The sequence below is a fragment of the Marinobacter sp. P4B1 genome, assembly GCF_001447135.1.
Taxonomy (GTDB): Bacteria; Pseudomonadota; Gammaproteobacteria; order Pseudomonadales; family Oleiphilaceae; genus Marinobacter; species Marinobacter vinifirmus.
In genome coordinates this window covers 127226-146349 of sequence record NZ_LLXM01000013.1, presented here as the reverse complement: position 1 = coordinate 146349, position 19124 = coordinate 127226, and the positions used below count along the sequence as shown (strand labels likewise).

The window sequence follows — 19124 nt, the reverse complement described above, 5'->3', positions numbered from 1 at the left end:
TCAGCCTGCCCCGAAATCGTAGTTCATGGCCGGCGACGGTGCCTGCAGGTAGTTACCCTGGATAAAGTTCACACCCGCCTGGTACAGCAGGGCCAGCACGCTGGCATGCTGCACATCCGGGATGATGGTGATCTTGCCAGCGTTCTGAAGGCCCTTCACCATGGCTTTCAGTTGCTCCTTGCCGGCATCACCCTTGTCCACTTCCTCCACAAAGGATCCATCCAGGCGAACGTAGTCGGCTTCAATGTGTTTCAGGGTGTTGTACGGGTCCAGCGCGCAGCCGAACTGGGAGATAGACACCTTGCTGTGCAGCTGGTGTGCCGCCTTGGTGAACTCCTTGGCCTGCTTCATGAAGTTGTTGGCGTCGCCTTCACGGAACTGAAAGATCAGGGCGTCACCGGGTAGCCGTGCGGCTTTCAGGGCAACACTCAACCAGGGCGTAAAGGTCTTGTCCTGAACGGTTTCAGCCGACAGGTTCAGGAACAGCCGGGTATCGTGGCCGCTGGCGCGATGGCTGGCCAGTTGCTTGATGGTCTGCAGGATCATCCAGCGGTCAATCCTGGTGGCAGCGTCGTCACGACCGACCGGCGGAAGCTTGTCGAAGGGCGAGACTTCGTTATTGTCTTTGTCCAGCATCAGCACGGTGACTTCGTAGTGCTCGTCGCCTTCGCCACGCAGGTTCATGATCGGCTGGTACATTACCCGGAACCGGCCATCGTCCATGGCCTTGAGAACCGCATCGGCGGAATTGGATTCCTCGATGGTTTCGTAGTCCGCGGGGTTGTATACCTTGACGCCGTTGCCACGCTCGTGGCCTTCCAGTTTCTTTACGTCGCCGGAAGCGACATGGGCACGCCCCATCAGCTCTTCAGCCTTCGGGGAATTCTCCGTAATGGCGGCAACACCAATGGACACCGTTAGCGGCACGGTACGGCCATTGATGTCGAACAGGTGATCATCCACCGCCTTGCGAACGCCCTCGCACAGCATGGCCATGCCTTTCTCGTCACAAGGCATGCACATCATGCAGAAGGCGTCGTCGCTGAGCCGGGCCAGGGTAATGCCCTCGCCGGTGTTGTCTTTGAGCAGGGCGGCAACATCGCCCAGCAACAGGTCTGTGCCGGAGATGCCGATCTGGTGTTTGATGCTCTGGAAGTTGTCCATGGCAATGTAGGCAAGGGCACCGGTCTGGTTGCTCTTGCCTGCTTCGGCGATGGTGCGGGCCAGTTCGTCCATCAGGTACTGACGGTTGTACAGGCCGGTGAGCAGGTCCTGGCTGCTGATCTGCTTCAGCTTTTCTTCCAGCTCGGCATCGCTGTGTTCCGGTTGCAGCACAATCTGGGTGCAGGCTTCGCCATCGTAGGTGGCGGCAGAGACCGACATGGTAACGGCCAGTTCCTGGTCATCGCTGCGGCGGGCGGTACAGTTCATGGTCATGCCGTCTTTGCGTTCTTCGGCAAAGGCTTTCATGAATTCCTTATACCGCTCCTGGCTCTCCGGCGTCAGGGTGTCCAGGACCGGGATGCAGATCAGGTCGTCTATGTCGTCGTAGCCGAGGAATTCCATGTACGACTGGTTGGCGTAGATATGCATGCCATCGTTGATGTAGGCAATGGCATCCTTGGAGCTTTCCAGCAGCAGCTGGCAACGTTGCTCGGCTTCGCGCAGGTGGGATTCGAGGATCCGGCGCCGGCGCCGGTCTTCCAGTGCGGCAAGCTCGCGCTTTGCCACCAGAACCAGCAAGTCTTTGTATTCAAAAGGTACGGCATCCTGGGCGCCGGCCCGGACGATGTTGACGGTACGCTCGCGATCGTATTCTTCAGTCAGCAGAACAAAGGGAATGTCCTTGTCCATCCGTTTGATGGTAGCCAGGGCATCATCCGGGCCGAACTCCTGTTCCAGGTCCCGTGCCAGGAACAGATCCCAGTTGGAGTTTTTCAGGGCGTCTTCGAGGTCTTCTTCGGATGTGATTCTGTGCGCCCTGGTCGCTTTGCCGGAGTTGCGCAGCAAGCTGACCATGGATTCTGCGTCGTTCTGGGATGGATCCAGAATCAGAAGGTGTACGGTCGCGGTTTTTTTCTGCATTCCGAGGGCTCTGCATCAAGAAAGGTAGACATACGTTAATGCCTGAATGATGCAGGGGTTGGCGACCAATAACAACCCTGAAGCGCCCCGGTTGTGGCAGGCGTCCCGTTACAGGGACGGCCAGAGGGAGTCGAATTCGTCTTCCCGGCTACCTGGTGCAGACGGCGGATTCTGGTTATCTCTTGGGAGTATTTCCGGGCTGCGCAGTTTCAGCTCGAACTGGCTGATGCTGCCGGTAGAGGAGACTTTCTTCAGCAGTTGGCCGTGGTCTTCCCGGCCATCGTGCATCAGTGAAATACGGCTGCCGGTCTGGAATGGAAGCCGGGGCGTAATCAGGGTGGCTGCGTGGTTCACCGCACTGATTTCCGGTAACAACAAACCCCGGAGGTATTCACTGCTGTTGCCCATTTTCTGGATCAGCCGGATGGCGCAGGGGGCTGCGCTGGGGGCCAGCAATTCAATGCCAATCTGGGTGCCCTGGTTGCGTACTTGCCGCAACCAGCGAACCACCGCAATGCTCCAGGGGTGGCTGCTTTGCTCCCGAATCCCGAGAATTTCTCCGGCCTGCAGGGTTTTGGGTACGTTGTTCTCCCAGGCCACGCAGTAACCGCCGGGGCTGGTGTTCACCAGCAGCGCGTGGTGGGACTTGGGCAGGTTGCGGTCGTGATGTTCGGTAACCGCATTGGTGCTGCCGCGGAAGGTGATCGGGGTGTCAACCGAGTGTAGCCGGTCGTCGTGTGGGCCGGCATCGTGGGCTTCAGACCAGGCATCGGCTTTGCGGTTGGCATTGCGGATAAAACGGTTGTCCTGGTGGTGGCCGTTGTCGTTGCCATCCAGGAACTCCGCAAAGCTCTTCTCGCCTGAGACGAAGTAATGGGTGGCCGACAGGCCAACAGAGATTTCCAGGGTGCCCTGGCTGGCGATACGGTTAAAGTTACGCTTGGCAATGATGCCGAGCGCCTGGCTCAGGTGGGTGAGCAAGGTATCGCTGACCCGGCCGGGAACCTCCAGGCGGGTCTGGGCCTTGCTGTGGGATCTGCGGGCATCAAGGGTTTCGGACAGATAGCCGGATAGCTCCTGGGTGTCGAAGCCGAATCCGTTGTCGCCTGCCTTGCCTTCCAGCAGGCTACGGTAGACCGGAGCGCTGTCCCGCTCCATATTGACCACGAACAGGCTGTCAGGGCCGACATCAGGGCCGCATTGGCAGTATTTTGTCCAGCCTTCGAACAACTCGTAGATCTGGGTCAGCTCGGATTGCCGCAGCTGGTTCGGGCGCGCACATCCGAGTAAGAGGATGCGTATGTAGCTGTCGGCCACGGTGCTGCCCCGGCTTGCGCTCAGGGTGTCGTCTTCCACATCGTGGTCTGCCAGCTTGTTTCGGCAGGCAAAGCGGTACAGCCGGTGACATTCAAGCCAGCTGTGGGCCGGGCTGGGGCAGTAGAGCTGGTGCGAACGGACAATGGTGGCCGCCAGTTCGGAAATCGCCCGATGGATGGCGATGGCAATGTGTTTGCGGTTCTTGTCCAGGCCACCGTTATCCAGGTATTCCAGCAGGCAGAGCTTATAGCCGGAAGCCAGGTGCAGCTGAAGGGCCTGGGTCAGGTTGGCAATCTTGCGCTGTTTTTCCGGCAGGGCGACGGCCAGGCCCAGGAAGTGGCGCGAAAGCTCGTTGCACACGAAGTGGATGCTGCCGCGGATAGCCTCCAGGTACTGGATGCGCATCTGGGGTGTCAGAAACAGGTGGTTGAGCTCGATAATGGCGTGGTAAAGCTGCCGCGATGATTCGCCAATATTGGCCATCGGCAGCTGGTCGACCCAGGCCCGGAATGCCTTCGGCGTTGTATCGCAAAACGACAGGCTTGCTGTTTTCTGCTCGGGAACCTTGAGCTCTGGTTTGAGTATCGTGCCTTCCATGTTCTCACGCCAATGTCTGGGCAGCATCGTATTCGGGCTGAAATTGCCACAAATACAGGCCGTTATTGTTAGTCGGTCATGAACTCTAAGATAGCAAAGCGGCAACAAAAAGCGAGAAAAGCACGAGTTGACAATGTTTTACAAGTTACGGTGCGCCAACTTATGCGACAGGTCTCAAACTCCGACAGTAATCGGGGTCTTGCTGGCCTCTCCGGGCAGCTCCCGAACCAGCTTTGGCACCAGGAATCCCGGGAGTTGCTCCATGAGTTCCCGCACCAGTGTTGCAGCCCTGGCATCACTGACATCGAAATGGTGGGCACCGGCCACCGGGTCGAAGGCGTGCAGGTAATAGGGCAGTACGCCGGCCTCGAACAGGGATTCGCTCAGCTGCGCCAGGGTTGCGGCCGAATCGTTCACGCCACGCAGAATAACGCTCTGGTTGAGCAGGGTGACGCCGGCGGCTTTCAGTTTCCGGAAGGCCTCCCGGGTGGCGTCATCGATTTCTGCCGGATGGTTGATATGCACCACCAGCACGGTTTGCAGTCGGGTGTTCGACAGCCAGTCCAGCAGCTGGTCGTTGACCCGTTGAGGGATCACCACCGGCAGCCTTGAGTGGATTCTCAGCCGGCGCAGGTGCGGCACGGTATCCAGTTGTTGTGCCCAGCTGGCCAGCAGCTGGTCGTTGACGGCCAGGGGGTCGCCACCGCTGAAGATAATCTCGTTGATCTCGGGGCTCTGTTGCAGGGTGTCGATAACCTGCCGGCGGTCATCCGGGCCAAGCTTCTGGGAGCCATAGGGGAAGTGGCGGCGGAAGCAGTAGCGGCAGTTGATCGCGCACTGGCCGGTCACCATCAGCAGGGCACGGCTGTGGTATTTCCGGATCAGTCCGGTGGCCTGGATGGCGTTGTCTTCCTGCAGCGGGTCGCGAACGAAGCCCGATTGCTCGGCGGTTTCTTCCAGCAGGGGCAGTACCTGTCGCAGCAGCGGGTCGTCCGGGTTGCCCGGCTGCATTCGTTCGATAAAGGGTTCCGGAACCCGTATCGGGAACAGCTTATGGCCCGCCTGTGCACCGCCCAGCCAACGCTCAACCGGTAACCCGAGGCGCTCCAGCAGCTGTTCCGGCCGGGTGACAGACTGGCTCAGGATCTGCTGCCACGAGGAGCCGGAATCCTGCTTCGGGGCAATGTTCTGTGTGCGGGATGCGGGTTGGCTCAAATCACGGCCTTCTGTCAAATCATGGGCTTCTATAGGGGAGGGGGTTCGCTGTATCATAGCGACCTTTGAAAATTTAACGACAGTCTGTCAGGTGGACATTTCATGGCTTCATATTCTACCAACGAATTTCGTAGCGGTCTCAAGGTTTTGCTGGATGGCGACCCTTGTATCATGCTTGAGAACGAATTCGTCAAGCCGGGCAAGGGCCAGGCATTCAACCGTGTAAAACTGCGCAACCTGATGACCAACCGGGTCTGGGAACGTACGTTCAAGTCCGGCGAATCCCTGGAAGCGGCCGACGTAGTCGAGCAGGACATGGAATACCTGTATACCGACGGCGAGTTCTGGCATTTCATGCTGACTGACGGCTCCTTCGAGCAGTTCGCTGCCGATGCCAAGGCGGTAGGCGATACCGTGAAATGGCTGAAAGAGCAGGACGTATACACGGTGACCCTGTACAACGGTGCGCCGCTGTCTGTTACGCCGCCTAACTTTGTGGAACTGGAAGTGGTGGATACAGATCCGGGCATGAAGGGCGACACAGCCCAGGGTGGCTCCAAGCCGGCAACCCTGTCTACCGGCGCCGTGGTGAACGTGCCCCTGTTCATCACCATTGGTGAGGTGCTGAAAGTAGACACCCGCTCCGGTGAATACGTGAACCGCGTCAAGAGCAGCTGATCCCTGCCCATGACTGACAAACCTGTCTGGCAGCCCACTGCCTCGCGGGATGTTCTGAAAAGCCGCGCACAGCTACTGGCATACGTGCGCGGCTTTTTTGCACAACGGCAGGTGCTGGAGGTGGAAACCCCGGTGCTTGGCCGCCATGGCGTAACCGATGTGAACCTGGACGGCATCCCGGCTTCGGTCAATGCGCCCGGCATCACGTCCGGCTGGCTGCAGACTTCCCCCGAATACCATATGAAACGGCTGCTGGCGGCCGGTTCCGGCTCTATTTTCCAGGTTGCCCGGGTGTTCCGGAATGGCGAGCGCGGGCGCCGCCACAACCCGGAATTCTCGATGCTGGAGTGGTACCGGGAGGGTTTTGACGACCGGCAGCTGATGGCCGAGGTGGCGGACCTGGTCTGCGGCTGGCTCGGTTGCAAGCGCCCCCTGGTGCTTGCCTACCGGGATGCGGTGCAGGCCTATGCCGGTTTTGACCCGATGAAAGTCAGCGATCGGGACCTGGCCCGCTATTGCGAACAATGGCTGGAGCCGGAGCAGCTGGCCGGCATGGGGCGGGATGCCTGCCTGGACCTGGTGATGAGCTTTGTGGTGGAGCCGAAGCTGGGCGTAGATGCCCCGGTATTCCTTACCCGTTATCCGGCCTCGCAGGCAGCCCTGGCCAGGGTATCCGATGACGACGGCTTTGCCGTTGCCCACCGGTTCGAGCTCTATATCAATGGCCTGGAGCTGTGTAACGGCTACTGGGAATTGACCGACCCGCAGGAACAGCTGCAACGATTCGAGGCGGATAACCGACAGCGCCGGGCGGCAGGAAAATCGGAAATGGCGGTCGACCAGGCGTTTCTTGACGCGCTGGATGCCGGCTTGCCGGAGTCTTCCGGGGTTGCGCTGGGCCTGGATCGGTTGTTAATGCTGAAGGTGGGAGCAGCCAGCATCGAAGAGGTGCTGGCATTTCCGGTCGAGCGGGCCTGAGCCCGCCGCCCTGGTCAGGCCTTTGAGGCGCGCAAGGTGCCGAAGGCTTCGCCCATGCGTACGGTTTTACCGGGCACCTGGTTCGGCTTCCATTTCATGGAGCCCCTGGGCATCACCAGCACCACGGTAGAGCCCAGCCGGAACCGACCCATTTCCTCGCCTTTCTCGAAGCTGACGGCCTCGTCGCCCTGATACTGCCAGTGGGATACCTTATGGGGGTTGGGTGCAATCACACCGCCCCAGGTGGTTTCTACACTGCCGACAATCATGGCGCCGACCAGAACCAGTGCCATGGGGCCGGCTTCGGTATCAAAGATACAGGCCACCCGCTCGTTGCGGGCGAACAGGTTGGGTACGTTTTCCGCGGTTACCGGGTTAACGGAGAACAGCTTGCCCGGCACGTAGACCATTTCCCGAAGGGTGCCGGCCAGCGGCATGTGCACCCGGTGGTAGTCTTTCGGTGACAGGTAAATAGTGGAGAACTCGCCTTCGGCAAACGGCTTTGCCCGTTCCTCGTTACCACCGAGCAGTTCGGTCAGGCTGAAAGACTGGCCCTTGGCCTGGAACACCCGGTCGTCGCCGACCTGGCCGATCTGGCTGATGGCGCCGTCTACCGGGCTGATAAAGGTATCGGCAGCGTCTGCGACCGGCCGGATGCCGGGCTTCAGGGCCCGGGTAAAAAACTCGTTGAAGGTGGCGTAGGCCTCGGGGTTGGACTCGGCCGCCTCGCTCATATCCACGCCATAGCGATTGATAAACCAGCGGGTGAAGCGGTTTTTAAGTGCGGGTGATTTGTCGCTGTCGGCAAAACGGCCAGCCAGGCGGGAAACTGCCAGTTGCGGCGTTACGTACTGGCTCAGGACAAACAGTTTATCAAGCATCCGGAAAGTCTCTTACCTCGGGAAAGCGGCGAAGTTTAGCAAAACGCAGCCGCCGAATAGAAATGAATTCGTGCCATAAGGGTTGTTGAGGTCACGGTCAGGGCAGCTTCAGGCCGCGGGCCTGTTGTTCGGCCATGTCTTGCAGAATCCGGTGGAAACTCTTCAGACGCTCGGTGGAAATCTCCCCCTCCGCAGCCGCCCTTTCAAGGGCGCAGCCCGGATCGCCCATGTGCCGGCAGTTACGGAACTTGCACAGGCCAATCAGCGGCCGGATCTCCCGGAACCCGTACTCCAGCTCCTGAGGTGTCATATGCCACAGGCCAAACTCCCGGATACCCGGAGAATCAATCAGGTCACCGCCGCCGGGCAGGTGAAACAGCTTGGCGGTCGTGGTGGTGTGCACACCTTTACCGGTGCTCTCTGAGACCGCGCCCACCCGCAAAAGTTCATCCGGCAGCAGGGTCTGGATGATCGACGACTTGCCCACACCGGACTGCCCCACAAACACACTGGTCTTGCCCCGCACCAGCGTCTCGACCTCCGGCGCCGCTTCGCCCTCGCAGGCCGCAGCCGACGTGCGTTCAACCTGGTAACCCAGGGCTTCATAGCGGGCCAGCAGGGTTTCGATCTGCTCCCGGTTACGATCATTAACCAGGTCGGTCTTGTTCAGCAGAATCACCGCCGGAATATCGGTGCTTTCCGAAGCCACCAGGTAGCGGTCAATCAGGTTGTCATGGGGCTCGGGCTCGGGGGCGATCACCAGGATAATGTGGTCAATATTCGCCGCCACCGGCTTCAGGGCCCCGAAATTATCCGGCCGCTGCAGCAGGTTATCCCGCTCACACCGGGCCACAATCACCCCAGTTTCACTCTTGCCGGGCCGCCAGACCACCCGGTCGCCGGTTACCAGGCTGTCGATATTGGCCCGGACAAAACACCGGAACACCTGCCCGGTGTCTTCGCCTTCCAGCGCCTCGATATCCAGTTGCTGCCCGTAGTGGGCAATCACCAACCCTTCCTGCTCCGGCCCCAATTCCCCGGCCTCGGCCTGAGCCTCCACGGCTTTTTCCTTGCGGGCCATGCGCTCGGTGCGTTCTTTCTGGATTTTCTCGATGCGCCACTGCTGGCGTTTATTCAGTTTTCTCTTGGCCATCGGCTCTCAAATGTTCCGGGGGAAGTGGTGTGACACATGATACGTGAATCATGGACAATAGGCAGAGTTTCTGATGTTTGGCGCATGTCTGTCTGGACTCTGACTTAGGTGCAGGTGCTGGCCGGGGACACCTTTCCGGGAGACGCTACGAGCACGTCCCTGTGCGCTTGACTGAAGCCATCCTTGGCTTCAGACACTCCCGGAAAGGTGTCCCCGGCCAGCACCACTAACCACGGCGTGGGTTTCAGCTCAACACGCGGCCAGCAATGTAGCCCGAAGTGCAGGTGTGGTTGTGCTTTCCGGAAATGTGCGGAGCCATGGATGGCGGAGCAGAAGCGCCACATGGATGTGCCGCAAGGAGCGGTTTCCGGAAAGCACAACCACACCTGCACCAGCTCCCAAACTAAACCGCATAGGAAAAAAAGAATGCCCGACCACAACCGTTTAGTGTGGATAGACCTGGAAATGACCGGCCTGGATCCGGAGAAAGAGCGGATCATCGAGATGGCCACGATTATTACCGATTCGGAACTGAACCTGGTGGCCGAAGGCCCGGTGATTGCCATTCACCAGCCTGACAGCCTGCTGGAGGCTATGGATGAATGGTGCACCAACACCCATGGCGCCAGCGGCCTGACCCAGCGGGTGAAGGACAGCAAAACCAGTGAAGCAGAAGCCGAGCAGGAAACGCTAGCGTTCCTGAAGCAGTACCTGTCCGCCGGCGAATCGCCCCTGTGTGGCAACAGCATCGGCCAGGATCGCCGGTTCCTGGTGAAGTACATGCCGGAGCTGGAAGCCTTCTTCCACTACCGGAACCTGGACGTCTCGACCATCAAGGAACTGGCCCGCCGCTGGCGGCCGGACGTGCTGGATAGCGTGAAGAAGAAAGGCAGCCACCTGGCGCTGGACGATATCCGCGATTCCATCGAGGAACTGCGCCACTACCGCGAGCACTTCTTCAAGCTGTAAGGCCGTGCCGGCGCAACGCCCAGGTAACGTGCTCCCGCACCAGTTCTGACGGGTGGTCCGCCCGTTGCTTCAGTGCCTCGATCACCGGAATGGTGCTCGGGGCATTGCCCAGTCCTACCGCCAGGTTGCGCAGCCAGTTCTCGTAGCCGGTTCTGCGTATAGCAGAGCCTTCGGTGTTTTTCAGAAACTGCTCTTCCGTCCACAGGAACAACTCGGCCAGGTTGGTGTTGTCCAGGCCGTGTCTGGGCTGGAAGTCGTCTTCCCGGGTGGGCTTGCTGAATTTGTTCCAGGGGCAGACCAGCTGGCAATCGTCGCAACCGAATACCCGGTTGCCCATTTTCGGGCGCAGCTCTTCCGGAATCGGGCCTTTCAGTTCAATGGTCAGGTAGCTGATGCAGCGGCGGGCATCCAGTAAGTGAGCGCCAACAAAGGCATCGGTCGGGCACACTTCCAGGCAGGCGGAGCAGGAGCCGCAGTGCTGTTTGTCGAAGGGCTCATCCACCGGCAGCGGTGCGCTGGTGAAGATTTCACCGAGGAAAAAGTAAGAGCCGGCTTTCGGGTGAATCAGCATGTTGTTCTTGCCGATCCAGCCCAACCCGGCCCGTTGCGCCAGCCCCCGCTCAAGGACCGGGGCGCTGTCCACAAAGGCCCGGTAGTCGTAGCCACTGACGGCTTCATCGATCTGTTTGGCCAGGGTTGCCAGGCGTTTGCGCATCAGCTTGTGGTAGTCCCGCCCCAGGGCGTAGCGGGTGATGTAGGCGGTTTCCCGGTTAGTAAGCGCTTGTTTCGGGTTGTCGGGCGAAGGCAGGTAATCCATGCGCACGGAGATGACCCGCAGGGTGCCGGGTACCAGGGAGTTCGGGGTGTAACGTTTGTCGCCGTGATCGGCCATGTAGGCCATGTCGCCGTGGTAACCCGCGGCCAGCCAGCGTTGCAGGCGTTCGGCATGGGGGCCGGTGTCGGCCAGGGTAATGCCAGCATCGGCAAAGCCGAGATCCCTTGCCCACTGCCGGATTTGCTCCGGCAGGGCGGTCAGTTCGGTGCCGGGCGGTTGGTTTTCTGTGGTCTCGGGCGGGCTGGTCATGATCGTAACTTCGGCCTTTCAAGCCTGCAGAGATTTAATTTGATTAAGTTATGACCTTTTTTCCTGTTTTGCTATGCTTAACAGGTATCTGGCCAATTTTCTTAAACCGGTTTCTTTAACGGGATACCCCATGCGCTATGCGGACAGTCTACCAGAAGCCCTGTACTCCGCCGACTCGGTTCGAGCGATGGATCGGTATCTTATTGATCAGCAGGGTGTTGATGGCTTTGAGTTGATGCAGTCCGCGGCCAGGGGAGCGTTTCGCCAACTGCTTCGGCACTGGCCGTCTCCCGCTTCGATTCTGGTGCTGTGCGGGGCTGGCAATAATGGCGGCGATGGTTACCTGATCGCCCTGAATGCCCATAAGCAGGGGATTCCGGTGCAGTGTGTGGCGGTCAGCCCGGCCGGCAAGCTGTCGGGGGATGCACTCAAGGCCTTCAAGGCTGCCGAACAGGCCGGTGTTACCGTGGCCGATTTCGCCGGGTTGCCGGAAGGTGACCTGGCCCGACGGCTTGCCGTTGCCGGCGTGGTGGTGGATGCCATGTTGGGTACCGGTGCGGCGGGTGCTCCCCGGGAACCGTTTGCCGGCATTATCCAGGCATTAAACCAGGCCCGGGTGCCGGTGCTGGCAGTGGATTTGCCTTCGGGCCTGAATGCTACGACGGGTGCGGCTGAAGGCGAGGTGGTTCGTGCCACGGTTACGGTCACGTTTATCGGCGCCAAGGCCGGGCTGTTTACCGGTGCAGGTGCCGGTGTTTGCGGGCGGGTGGTTTTTGAATCCCTGGGTATGCAGGAGCAGTTGCAAGGCTATGCCGGACAGCCGCTGGCAAGTTTGCAGTCCTGGGCCCGGTGCCGGGATTGGTTTCCTGAGCGGCCCCTGAACGCCCACAAAGGGCAGTTTGGCCATGTATTGGTGGTGGCCGGTGATCGTGGCTTTGGTGGCGCCGGCATCATGGCGGCAGAGGCGGCGGCCCGTTCCGGCGCGGGGCTGGTCAGCCTGGCTACCCGGCCTGAGCATGTAACCGCAGCCCTGGCCCGGTGTCCGAATATCATGTGCCATGGCCTGATTCATGGGTCGGAACTGGCACCGCTGTTGCAACAGGCAGACGTTATAGTGTGTGGCCCGGGCATTGGCCGCTCGGCCTGGGGCCAGCAGATGTTGCAGCAGGTTCTCGACAGCGGGAAACCGCAGGTGCTGGATGCCGACGCCCTGAACCTGATGGCTGCCCGTGCGGTGGCAACGGCCGACAACCGTGTACTGACCCCGCATCCGGGCGAAGCGGCACGGCTGCTGGAATGCAGCGTGGCCGAGATTGAAGCAGACCGTCTGAGAGCGGCCACACGGATTCAGCAGCTTTGGGGTGGTATCGTTCTGCTCAAAGGCGCAGGAACCGTGATTACTGGCGGGACCAACACGCCGTTTGTGGTGGCCGGGGGCAATCCCGGTATGGCGACCGGAGGCATGGGGGATGTGTTGTCCGGCATGATCGGAGCGTTTCTTGGCCAGCTGGAGGATTTTACCCGGGCCACGGTTGCGGCGGCCTCTGCCCACCTAGCAGCGGCAGACCTGGCATCGGAACGGGTTGGCTACAAGTCCCTGGTGCCGGCCGATGTCCTGGATGCTTTGCCGCCGGTATTGAAGCAAACTGAAACCATGTCATTCCATGACGACCGGGAGGCGCGATGAGTATTTTTGGCAACGAACGCCGGTTGTTTCTCGAAGGCGAGGCCGAAACCGTGAAGCTGGGCTCCGAGCTGGCCCGGCTGGCCCAGGCCTCGGAGCAGGGGCTGACGGTGTTTCTGGATGGCGACCTGGGTATGGGCAAAACCACCCTGAGCCGCGGTGTGATTCGTGCCCTGGGCCATGAAGGCGCGGTTAAAAGCCCCACCTATACGCTGGTGGAGCCCTATGAAGACCTGGAACCGCCGGTTTACCACTTCGACCTGTACCGGCTGGGCGATCCTGAAGAACTGGAATACATGGGTATCCGTGACTATTTCGCCAGTCGCAGTTTCCGCCTGATCGAATGGCCGGAGCGCGGCGAAGGCATATTGCCGGACCCGGATATCGAGATTCACCTGGAACGGGAAGGCGAGGGGCGTTCGGTCGTGCTCAGGGCACGTTCGGAACTGGGCGCCAGACTGCTGAACGAAATTGAGTTAATTGGGCCGGAATCATGAGAGTTGTACTGGGGTTCTTGTTGATGATGACTGCAAGCCTGGCCAGCGCCGCTGCTCAGGTGGAAGGTGTGCGTATCTGGCCGGCACCGGATCACACCCGCCTGGTGCTGGACACCGCCGGTGCAGTGGAGCACAACGTGTTTTCGTTGTCTGATCCATCCCGGCTGGTCATCGACCTGAAAAACGTTTCCCTGAAAACCGACTTCAGCAAGGTGGACCTGGAAGGCAGCCCGATTCGCCGCATCCGCAGCGCGCGGCGAAATGGCAGCGACCTGCGCGTAGTGCTGGATCTTGCCAGTGATATCAAGCCCCGAAGCTTTGCCCTGGAGCCCAACCAGCAATACGGACACCGGCTGGTGGTTGACCTGATCGACGAGAAAGGCAGCCGCATAGAGCGGGCTACCAGTCCCACCGTCACCCAGGACTCCGCAGGCAAGCGGGATATCATTGTGGTGATTGATGCCGGCCACGGTGGCGAAGACCCCGGCGCCATCGGCCCCCGGGGCACCCGCGAGAAAGACGTCGTTCTGAGGATGGCGAAAACCCTGGCAGACCTGGTTAACAAACAGCCGGGCTTTACCGCCAAGCTGACCCGTACCGGGGATTACTACATCGGCCTGCGCAACCGCACCATCCTGGCCCGCAAATACAACGCCGACCTGTTTGTGTCGGTGCATGCGGATGCCTTCCGCACACCGCAACCCAGTGGAGCCTCGGTGTTTGCGTTGTCCCAGCGCGGCGCGACCAGTGAGACGGCGCGGTGGCTGGCCCAGAGTGAAAACAGTTCGGACCTGATCGGCGGTGCCGGAGGCCTTTCGCTGGAAGGTCGGGACGAAATGCTGGCCGGTGTACTGCTGGATCTGTCCATGACAGCCAGCATCAATGCCAGCCTCGGTGTCGGTAGTTCGGTTCTGGGCCGGCTGGGCAACGTGGCCAAGCTGCACAAGCCCGGGGTGGAGCAGGCGGCCTTTGTGGTGCTGAAATCCCCGGATATTCCCTCTATCCTGGTTGAGGCCGGCTTTATTTCCAACCCCAAGGAAGAAAAGAACCTGGCCAGCCAGTGGTACCGCGACAAGCTGGCGAGCGCGATCATGGATGGTATTCATGAATACTTCCGGCGCACGCCGCCGCCAGGCACCCTGTTGGCCTGGCAAAAACAGAACAAGGGTAGCCCGGAAGTGAGCCAGTACCGGATTCGCCGTGGCGATACCCTGTCGGGCGTGGCCCGGCAGAATCAGACCACCGTCAGTGAGCTCATGCGCTTTAACGGCATGAGCGATGATCGTGTTATGGTAGGGCAAACCATTCGTATTCCCTCATCCTGATCAAGAGGTAGTTCCCGGTTATGCCCCACATCCAATTGCTCTCGCCCCGGCTTGCCAACCAGATAGCCGCCGGCGAGGTGGTGGAGCGCCCTGCATCCGTAGTTAAAGAGCTGGTAGAGAATGCCCTGGATGCAGGGGCCGGCCGGGTAGATATCGAGATCGAGCAGGGCGGGGTCAAGCTGATCCGGGTTCGTGATGACGGTTCCGGTATCGACGAAGCGGACCTGCCCCTGGCCCTGAGCCGCCACGCCACCAGCAAGATCCTGACCCTGGACGACCTCGAAGCGGTGGGCACCCTCGGCTTTCGGGGTGAAGCCCTGGCCAGTATCAGCTCGGTATCCCGCCTGTCCCTGACGTCCCGAACCGAGGCGCAGGAAGCCGCTTCCCGGGTGGAAGTGGAAGGCCGGGACATGGACGCGAAAATCTCGCCGGCCGCCCATCCGGTGGGCACCACGGTGGAAGTGCGGGACCTGTTCTTCAATACCCCGGCCCGGCGCAAATTCCTGCGCACGGAAAAAACTGAATTCAACCACGTGGAAGAATGCATTCGCCGGCAGGCGCTGAGCCGTTTTGATGCCGGCTTTACCCTGCGCCACAACCAGCGGGTAGTGCAGAGCCTGAGACCGGCGGAATCGCCGCTGGATAAAGAACGGCGCATCAGTTCCCTGTGCGGCCAGCAGTTTATCGACAACGCCGTGGTGATCGATGCCGAGGCCAGTGGCCTGCGGTTGTGGGGCTGGGTGGCGCTGCCAACGTTCTCCCGCTCCCAGGCGGATCTTCAGTATTTCTTCGTCAACGGCCGGGTTATTCGCGACAAGCTGGTGGCCCACGCCGTGCGCCAGGCCTACCGGGATGTACTCTACAACAACCGTCACCCGGCCTTCGTGCTGTACCTGGAAGTGGACCCGGCCACGGTGGATGTGAATGTGCACCCCACCAAGCATGAAGTGCGCTTCCGGGATGGCCGGCTGGTGCACGATTTTATTTTCCGTACCCTGCACCGGGCACTGGCCGATGTACGCCCGGATGATCACCTGCGGGGCGCCGTGGCGCAATCATTCGGGCGTGAGCCGGAGCCTGCTGCTGGCGCGGGTACCGACGCTCCGGCATTCCAGCCGCAGTCGCACCAGATATCCGGGCAGCCCTCTGCTTTTAACGGACATTTCGGACAGGCCGGAGGCCCGCAGCCACAGCAGGAATGGAAAGCCAGCGACCAGATGGCTTTCTATAATTCCCTGAACGAAGGCGGTGGTGTGGCCACCGCATCCCGGTCTGAAGGCTTTACACCGCAGCCCATGCCAACGCCGCCACAGGATGGCGAGGAAGAACCGCCGCTGGGTTATGCCATTGCCCAGCTGCATGGTATCTATATCCTCGCCCAGAGCCGGGCAGGGATGATCGTGGTGGATATGCACGCCGCCCATGAACGCATTACCTACGAGCGTATGAAGCGTGCGCTGGTGGAGCAGGACCTGAAAAGCCAGCCGTTGCTGGTGCCCCTGTCCCTTGCCGTCAGCCAGAAGGAAGCGGCGCTGGCGGAAACCCATGGGGAAGAATTGCAGCACCTGGGCCTGCAGATTGAACGCATCGGGCCGGAAACCCTGGCGGTTCGGCAGATTCCCGCGCTGCTGCGGGGTGCCGATACTGAACAGCTGGTGCGGGATGTGCTGGCTGACCTGATCGAGCATGGCCAGAGTGACCGGGTAGAAGCCGTCACCCACGAATTGTTGGGCACCATGGCCTGCCATGGGTCGGTGCGGGCCAACCGGCAGTTGACCATCCCTGAAATGAATTCCCTGCTGCGGGATATGGAAGCCACCGAACGCAGCGGCCAGTGTAACCACGGACGGCCTACCTGGACCCTGGTGACCCTGTCCGAGCTGGACAAGCTGTTCCTCAGGGGGCGCTGATCGCCATGACGCAGCCTTCTGCCGGTGCCGGACAGCCATTGCCTCCGGCCATTTTTCTGATGGGGCCCACCGCCTCTGGTAAAACCGACCTGGCCATGGCCCTGTGTGACCGGTTGCCCTGCGAGATCATCAGTGTTGATTCCGCCATGATCTACCGTGGCATGGATATCGGCACCGCCAAGCCGAGCGCTGAAGAGCTGGCCCGGGCACCACACCGCCTGATTGATATTTGCGACCCGGCCGATACCTACTCGGCGGCCGACTTTCGCCGGGATGCACTGGCAGAAATGGCCGATATAACCCGCCGCGGGCGAATACCGCTGCTGGTGGGCGGCACCATGATGTACTTCAAGGCCTTGCTGCACGGCATGTCAGGCTTACCCTCTGCCAGCCCGGAGTTGCGCCGGCAAATCGAGCAGGAAGCCGAATCCCTTGGCTGGCAGCACCTGCATGATGAGCTTTCGGCTAAGGACCCGGTGGCGGCTGAGCTGATTCACCCCAATAATCGCCAGCGCCTGATGCGTGCCATCGAGGTGATTCGCCTGACCGGCCGGCCGATTTCTGAACTCTGGCAGGCAGAGTCGGGAACTTCTGCACAGCAACATCGGTCCGGTATTGAGGATTACACGTATTTCACCAGGTGGCAGGCAGACGAAACCGGAGACCTGCCGTATACTGTTTTCCAGTTTGCTCTGGCCCCCGAGGAGCGCAAGGTTCTTCACGAGAGAATCGAAAAACGCTTCCTGCTGATGCTGGAGTCCGGTTTTCTGGAAGAAGTCAGGAGCCTGATGGCCCGGGGAGACCTGAACCCGGAGCTGCCGTCCATGCGTTGCGTGGGCTATCGACAGGCATGGGAATACCTGGCTGGCGATTGTGACTACGAAACCTTTGTAAACCGGGGCGTGGCGGCTACCCGCCAGCTGGCAAAGCGCCAACTTACCTGGTTGCGAAAATGGCCGGATTTGCACTGGCTGAACAGCGGTGATCCGCAAGTGGTGCTGGAAACCTTGAAAAAGTCCGGACTACCCACCACATTTAATTCTGAAAAATGACGATCTGCACTTACCTATAAACAGGAGAATAAACATGTCAAAAGGGCATTCCTTACAAGACCCTTACCTCAACGCTCTGCGCAAGGAACGCATTCCGGTTTCTATCTTTCTGGTAAACGGCATCAAGCTGCAGGGCCAGATCGAATCCTTTGACCAGTTCGTAATCCTGCTGAAGAACACTGTCAGCCAGATGGTTTACAAGCACGCTATTTCTACCGTGGTGCCGGCCCGCAATGTGCGTTTGCCGCAAGCGACCGCGGCAGGAGAGGAAGAATCTGAAGACTGATACCTCCGGAGTTTCCGGTTTTAACACCCGCGTTCCAGGACAGCCCTTGAGCTGGAGTGGCCGCGGGTGTTTGTTTTTATGGAGTAGACCGAATCTTGTTTGAACGTCCTGACGTCGGAGAACGGGCGGTTCTCGTCCACATCGATTTTACCGCCCACGAAGACACTGAAGACCCGGGCGAGTTCCGGGAACTGGTTACCTCGGCCGGCGTTGAGCCGGTTGCCAGCGTAACCGGAACGCGAAAGCAGCCCAGCCCCCGGCTGTTCGTAGGGGAGGGCAAGCTGGAGGAGATCCGTGATGCGGTTGCCGCCAGCGAGGCCGACGTGGTGCTGTTTAACCACGCCCTGAGCCCCAGCCAGGAGCGGAACATCGAACGGGAGTTGCAGTGCCGGGTACTGGACCGTACCGGGGTCATCCTGGATATCTTTGCCCAGCGCGCCCGCACCCACGAAGGCAAGCTGCAGGTAGAACTGGCTCAGCTAGAGCATATGTCTACCCGGCTGGTACGGGGCTGGACCCACCTGGAACGCCAGAAGGGCGGTATCGGCCTGCGCGGCCCGGGTGAAACCCAGCTCGAAACCGACCGCCGGCTGCTGCGTGAACGCATCAAATCCATTCACAAGCGCCTGGAGAAGGTGCGTAAACAGCGGGACCAGGGCCGCCGTGCCCGGAAGCGGGCAGATATCCCGACCCTGTCCCTGGTGGGCTATACCAATGCCGGTAAATCCACCCTGTTCAACCGGATTACAACTTCCAGCGTATATGCTGCAGACCAGTTGTTCGCAACCCTGGACCCAACCCTGCGCCGGCTGGAACTTCCGGACATAGGGCCGGTCGTAGTGGCGGACACGGTGGGCTTCATCCGGCACTTGCCTCACAAACTGGTGGAAGCCTTCCGCGCGACGCTGGAAGAAACCATCCAGGCGACGATCCTGCTGCATGTGATCGATTGTCATGACGATCGTCGTGATGAAAACATCGAGCAGGTCGAAGAAGTGCTGGTAGAAATCGGCGCCGATGAAATTCCCCAATTGCAGGTGTTCAACAAGATTGACCTGCTGGAAGATTTCGAGCCCAGGGTAGACCGTAACGAAGAAGGTATTCCGGTGCGGGCCTGGGTATCGGCGGTCACCGGCGCCGGCCTGGATTTGCTGTTCGATGCCATTGTCGAGCGGCTGGCAGAAGACGTCGTGCATCACTTTGTTGTGCTCGGGCCGGCCGATGGCAAGCTTCGGGCATTGCTGCACGAAGCCGGCTCGGTGCTGAGTGAGGAGCATCGGGACACCGGTGAATCGGTAGTAGAAGTAAGGTTGCAGAACCGGGACTGGCAGCAACTGCTGAGCCGGGCAGGGGTGCGTGAAGACGCCATACGCCTTGAGCAGCGGAACGCCTGAATCCACCCGGCTATTGCCG

16 protein-coding genes are annotated in these 19124 nt (G+C 60.3%); 10 read left to right on the top strand and 6 right to left on the bottom strand.

Annotated elements, in window-relative coordinates; translation table 11 throughout:
- From AQ621_RS10135 to epmB, 3 genes are all read right to left on the bottom strand, one after another.
- Positions 1–2085, bottom strand: coding sequence for an EAL domain-containing response regulator (locus tag AQ621_RS10135; RefSeq protein WP_058341352.1), 2085 nt, complete (start codon positions 2083–2085; stop codon positions 1–3).
- Between the two features lie 108 nt (positions 2086–2193).
- Positions 2194–3999 (bottom strand): hypothetical protein, encoded by a 1806-nt coding sequence (locus tag AQ621_RS10130; RefSeq protein WP_058341351.1) that lies wholly within the window; start codon positions 3997–3999, stop codon positions 2194–2196.
- 174 nt (positions 4000–4173) lie between these two features.
- Positions 4174–5271, bottom strand: a complete 1098-nt coding sequence (gene epmB / locus AQ621_RS10125; protein ID WP_058341350.1) for an EF-P beta-lysylation protein EpmB — start codon at positions 5269–5271, stop codon at positions 4174–4176.
- A 45-nt stretch (positions 5272–5316) separates the two neighbouring features.
- Here epmB and efp point away from each other — a divergent pair, with 45 nt between their 5' ends.
- On the top strand, positions 5317–5892 hold the full coding sequence (gene efp / locus AQ621_RS10120) for an elongation factor P (RefSeq protein ID WP_022989948.1): 576 nt from the start codon (positions 5317–5319) through the stop codon (positions 5890–5892).
- 9 nt (positions 5893–5901) lie between these two features.
- A complete protein-coding gene (gene epmA, locus AQ621_RS10115) occupies positions 5902–6870 on the top strand; it encodes an EF-P lysine aminoacylase EpmA (protein WP_058341349.1) in 969 nt (322 codons plus the stop codon).
- 14 nt (positions 6871–6884) lie between these two features.
- On the opposite strand, the gene asd is transcribed toward epmA, so the two are convergent.
- Together asd and rsgA are read right to left on the bottom strand one after the other, a co-directional pair.
- Complete coding sequence (gene asd, locus AQ621_RS10110) at positions 6885–7751, bottom strand: archaetidylserine decarboxylase (protein ID WP_058341348.1); 867 nt, start codon at positions 7749–7751, stop codon at positions 6885–6887.
- A gap of 97 nt (positions 7752–7848) precedes the next feature.
- Complete coding sequence (gene rsgA / locus AQ621_RS10105) at positions 7849–8904, bottom strand: small ribosomal subunit biogenesis GTPase RsgA (protein ID WP_058341347.1); 1056 nt, start codon at positions 8902–8904, stop codon at positions 7849–7851.
- Between the two features lie 426 nt (positions 8905–9330).
- On the opposite strand from rsgA, the gene orn reads away from it, so the two are divergent.
- Positions 9331–9873: an oligoribonuclease gene (gene orn / locus AQ621_RS10100; protein WP_058341444.1), complete on the top strand. Its 543-nt coding sequence runs from the start codon at positions 9331–9333 to the stop codon at positions 9871–9873.
- Here orn and queG read toward each other — a convergent pair.
- The gene (gene queG / locus AQ621_RS10095) at positions 9863–10957 is read right to left on the bottom strand and encodes a tRNA epoxyqueuosine(34) reductase QueG (protein WP_058341346.1); all 1095 of its coding nucleotides are present in this window, start codon (positions 10955–10957) and stop codon (positions 9863–9865) included. The two genes, orn and queG, sit on opposite strands and share 11 nt — an antisense overlap.
- Positions 10958–11087: 130 nt before the next feature.
- On the opposite strand from queG, the gene AQ621_RS10090 reads away from it, so the two are divergent.
- The 7 genes from AQ621_RS10090 (at position 11088) to hflX (ending at position 19105) form a co-directional block, all read left to right on the top strand.
- The gene (locus AQ621_RS10090; protein WP_082641026.1) at positions 11088–12644 is read left to right on the top strand and encodes an NAD(P)H-hydrate dehydratase; all 1557 of its coding nucleotides are present in this window, start codon (positions 11088–11090) and stop codon (positions 12642–12644) included.
- Positions 12641–13138: a tRNA (adenosine(37)-N6)-threonylcarbamoyltransferase complex ATPase subunit type 1 TsaE gene (gene tsaE, locus AQ621_RS10085; protein ID WP_022990689.1), complete on the top strand. Its 498-nt coding sequence runs from the start codon at positions 12641–12643 to the stop codon at positions 13136–13138. Before AQ621_RS10090 ends, tsaE begins: the two co-directional genes overlap by 4 nt.
- 23 nt (positions 13139–13161) lie before the next feature.
- Complete coding sequence (locus AQ621_RS10080; protein ID WP_413772293.1) at positions 13162–14463, top strand: N-acetylmuramoyl-L-alanine amidase; 1302 nt, start codon at positions 13162–13164, stop codon at positions 14461–14463.
- A gap of 20 nt (positions 14464–14483) precedes the next feature.
- Positions 14484–16373: a DNA mismatch repair endonuclease MutL gene (gene mutL / locus AQ621_RS10075; protein WP_058341344.1), complete on the top strand. Its 1890-nt coding sequence runs from the start codon at positions 14484–14486 to the stop codon at positions 16371–16373.
- A gap of 5 nt (positions 16374–16378) precedes the next feature.
- The gene (gene miaA, locus AQ621_RS10070) at positions 16379–17425 is read left to right on the top strand and encodes a tRNA (adenosine(37)-N6)-dimethylallyltransferase MiaA (protein WP_058341343.1); all 1047 of its coding nucleotides are present in this window, start codon (positions 16379–16381) and stop codon (positions 17423–17425) included.
- A 34-nt stretch (positions 17426–17459) separates the two neighbouring features.
- The gene (gene hfq, locus AQ621_RS10065) at positions 17460–17711 is read left to right on the top strand and encodes an RNA chaperone Hfq (RefSeq protein ID WP_058341342.1); all 252 of its coding nucleotides are present in this window, start codon (positions 17460–17462) and stop codon (positions 17709–17711) included.
- Positions 17712–17803: 92 nt separating this feature from the next.
- Positions 17804–19105, top strand: coding sequence for a ribosome rescue GTPase HflX (gene hflX, locus AQ621_RS10060; RefSeq protein WP_227498386.1), 1302 nt, complete (start codon positions 17804–17806; stop codon positions 19103–19105).
- Positions 19106–19124 lie beyond the last annotated feature (19 nt).

Bases quoted from the DNA above. Each gene is read 5' to 3' on its own strand.
- AQ621_RS10135 (WP_058341352.1), bottom strand. From the start codon at position 2,085: ATGCAGAAAAAAACCGCGACCGTACACCTTCTGATTCTGGATCCATCC.
- AQ621_RS10130 (WP_058341351.1), bottom strand. From the start codon at position 3,999: ATGGAAGGCACGATACTCAAACCAGAGCTCAAGGTTCCCGAGCAGAAA.
- epmB (WP_058341350.1), bottom strand. From the start codon at position 5,271: ATGATACAGCGAACCCCCTCCCCTATAGAAGCCCATGATTTGACAGAA.
- efp (WP_022989948.1), top strand. From the start codon at position 5,317: ATGGCTTCATATTCTACCAACGAATTTCGTAGCGGTCTCAAGGTTTTG.
- epmA (WP_058341349.1), top strand. From the start codon at position 5,902: ATGACTGACAAACCTGTCTGGCAGCCCACTGCCTCGCGGGATGTTCTG.
- asd (WP_058341348.1), bottom strand. From the start codon at position 7,751: ATGCTTGATAAACTGTTTGTCCTGAGCCAGTACGTAACGCCGCAACTG.
- rsgA (WP_058341347.1), bottom strand. From the start codon at position 8,904: ATGGCCAAGAGAAAACTGAATAAACGCCAGCAGTGGCGCATCGAGAAA.
- orn (WP_058341444.1), top strand. From the start codon at position 9,331: ATGCCCGACCACAACCGTTTAGTGTGGATAGACCTGGAAATGACCGGC.
- queG (WP_058341346.1), bottom strand. From the start codon at position 10,957: ATGACCAGCCCGCCCGAGACCACAGAAAACCAACCGCCCGGCACCGAA.
- AQ621_RS10090 (WP_082641026.1), top strand. From the start codon at position 11,088: ATGCGCTATGCGGACAGTCTACCAGAAGCCCTGTACTCCGCCGACTCG.
- tsaE (WP_022990689.1), top strand. From the start codon at position 12,641: ATGAGTATTTTTGGCAACGAACGCCGGTTGTTTCTCGAAGGCGAGGCC.
- AQ621_RS10080 (WP_413772293.1), top strand. From the start codon at position 13,162: ATGATGACTGCAAGCCTGGCCAGCGCCGCTGCTCAGGTGGAAGGTGTG.
- mutL (WP_058341344.1), top strand. From the start codon at position 14,484: ATGCCCCACATCCAATTGCTCTCGCCCCGGCTTGCCAACCAGATAGCC.
- miaA (WP_058341343.1), top strand. From the start codon at position 16,379: ATGACGCAGCCTTCTGCCGGTGCCGGACAGCCATTGCCTCCGGCCATT.
- hfq (WP_058341342.1), top strand. From the start codon at position 17,460: ATGTCAAAAGGGCATTCCTTACAAGACCCTTACCTCAACGCTCTGCGC.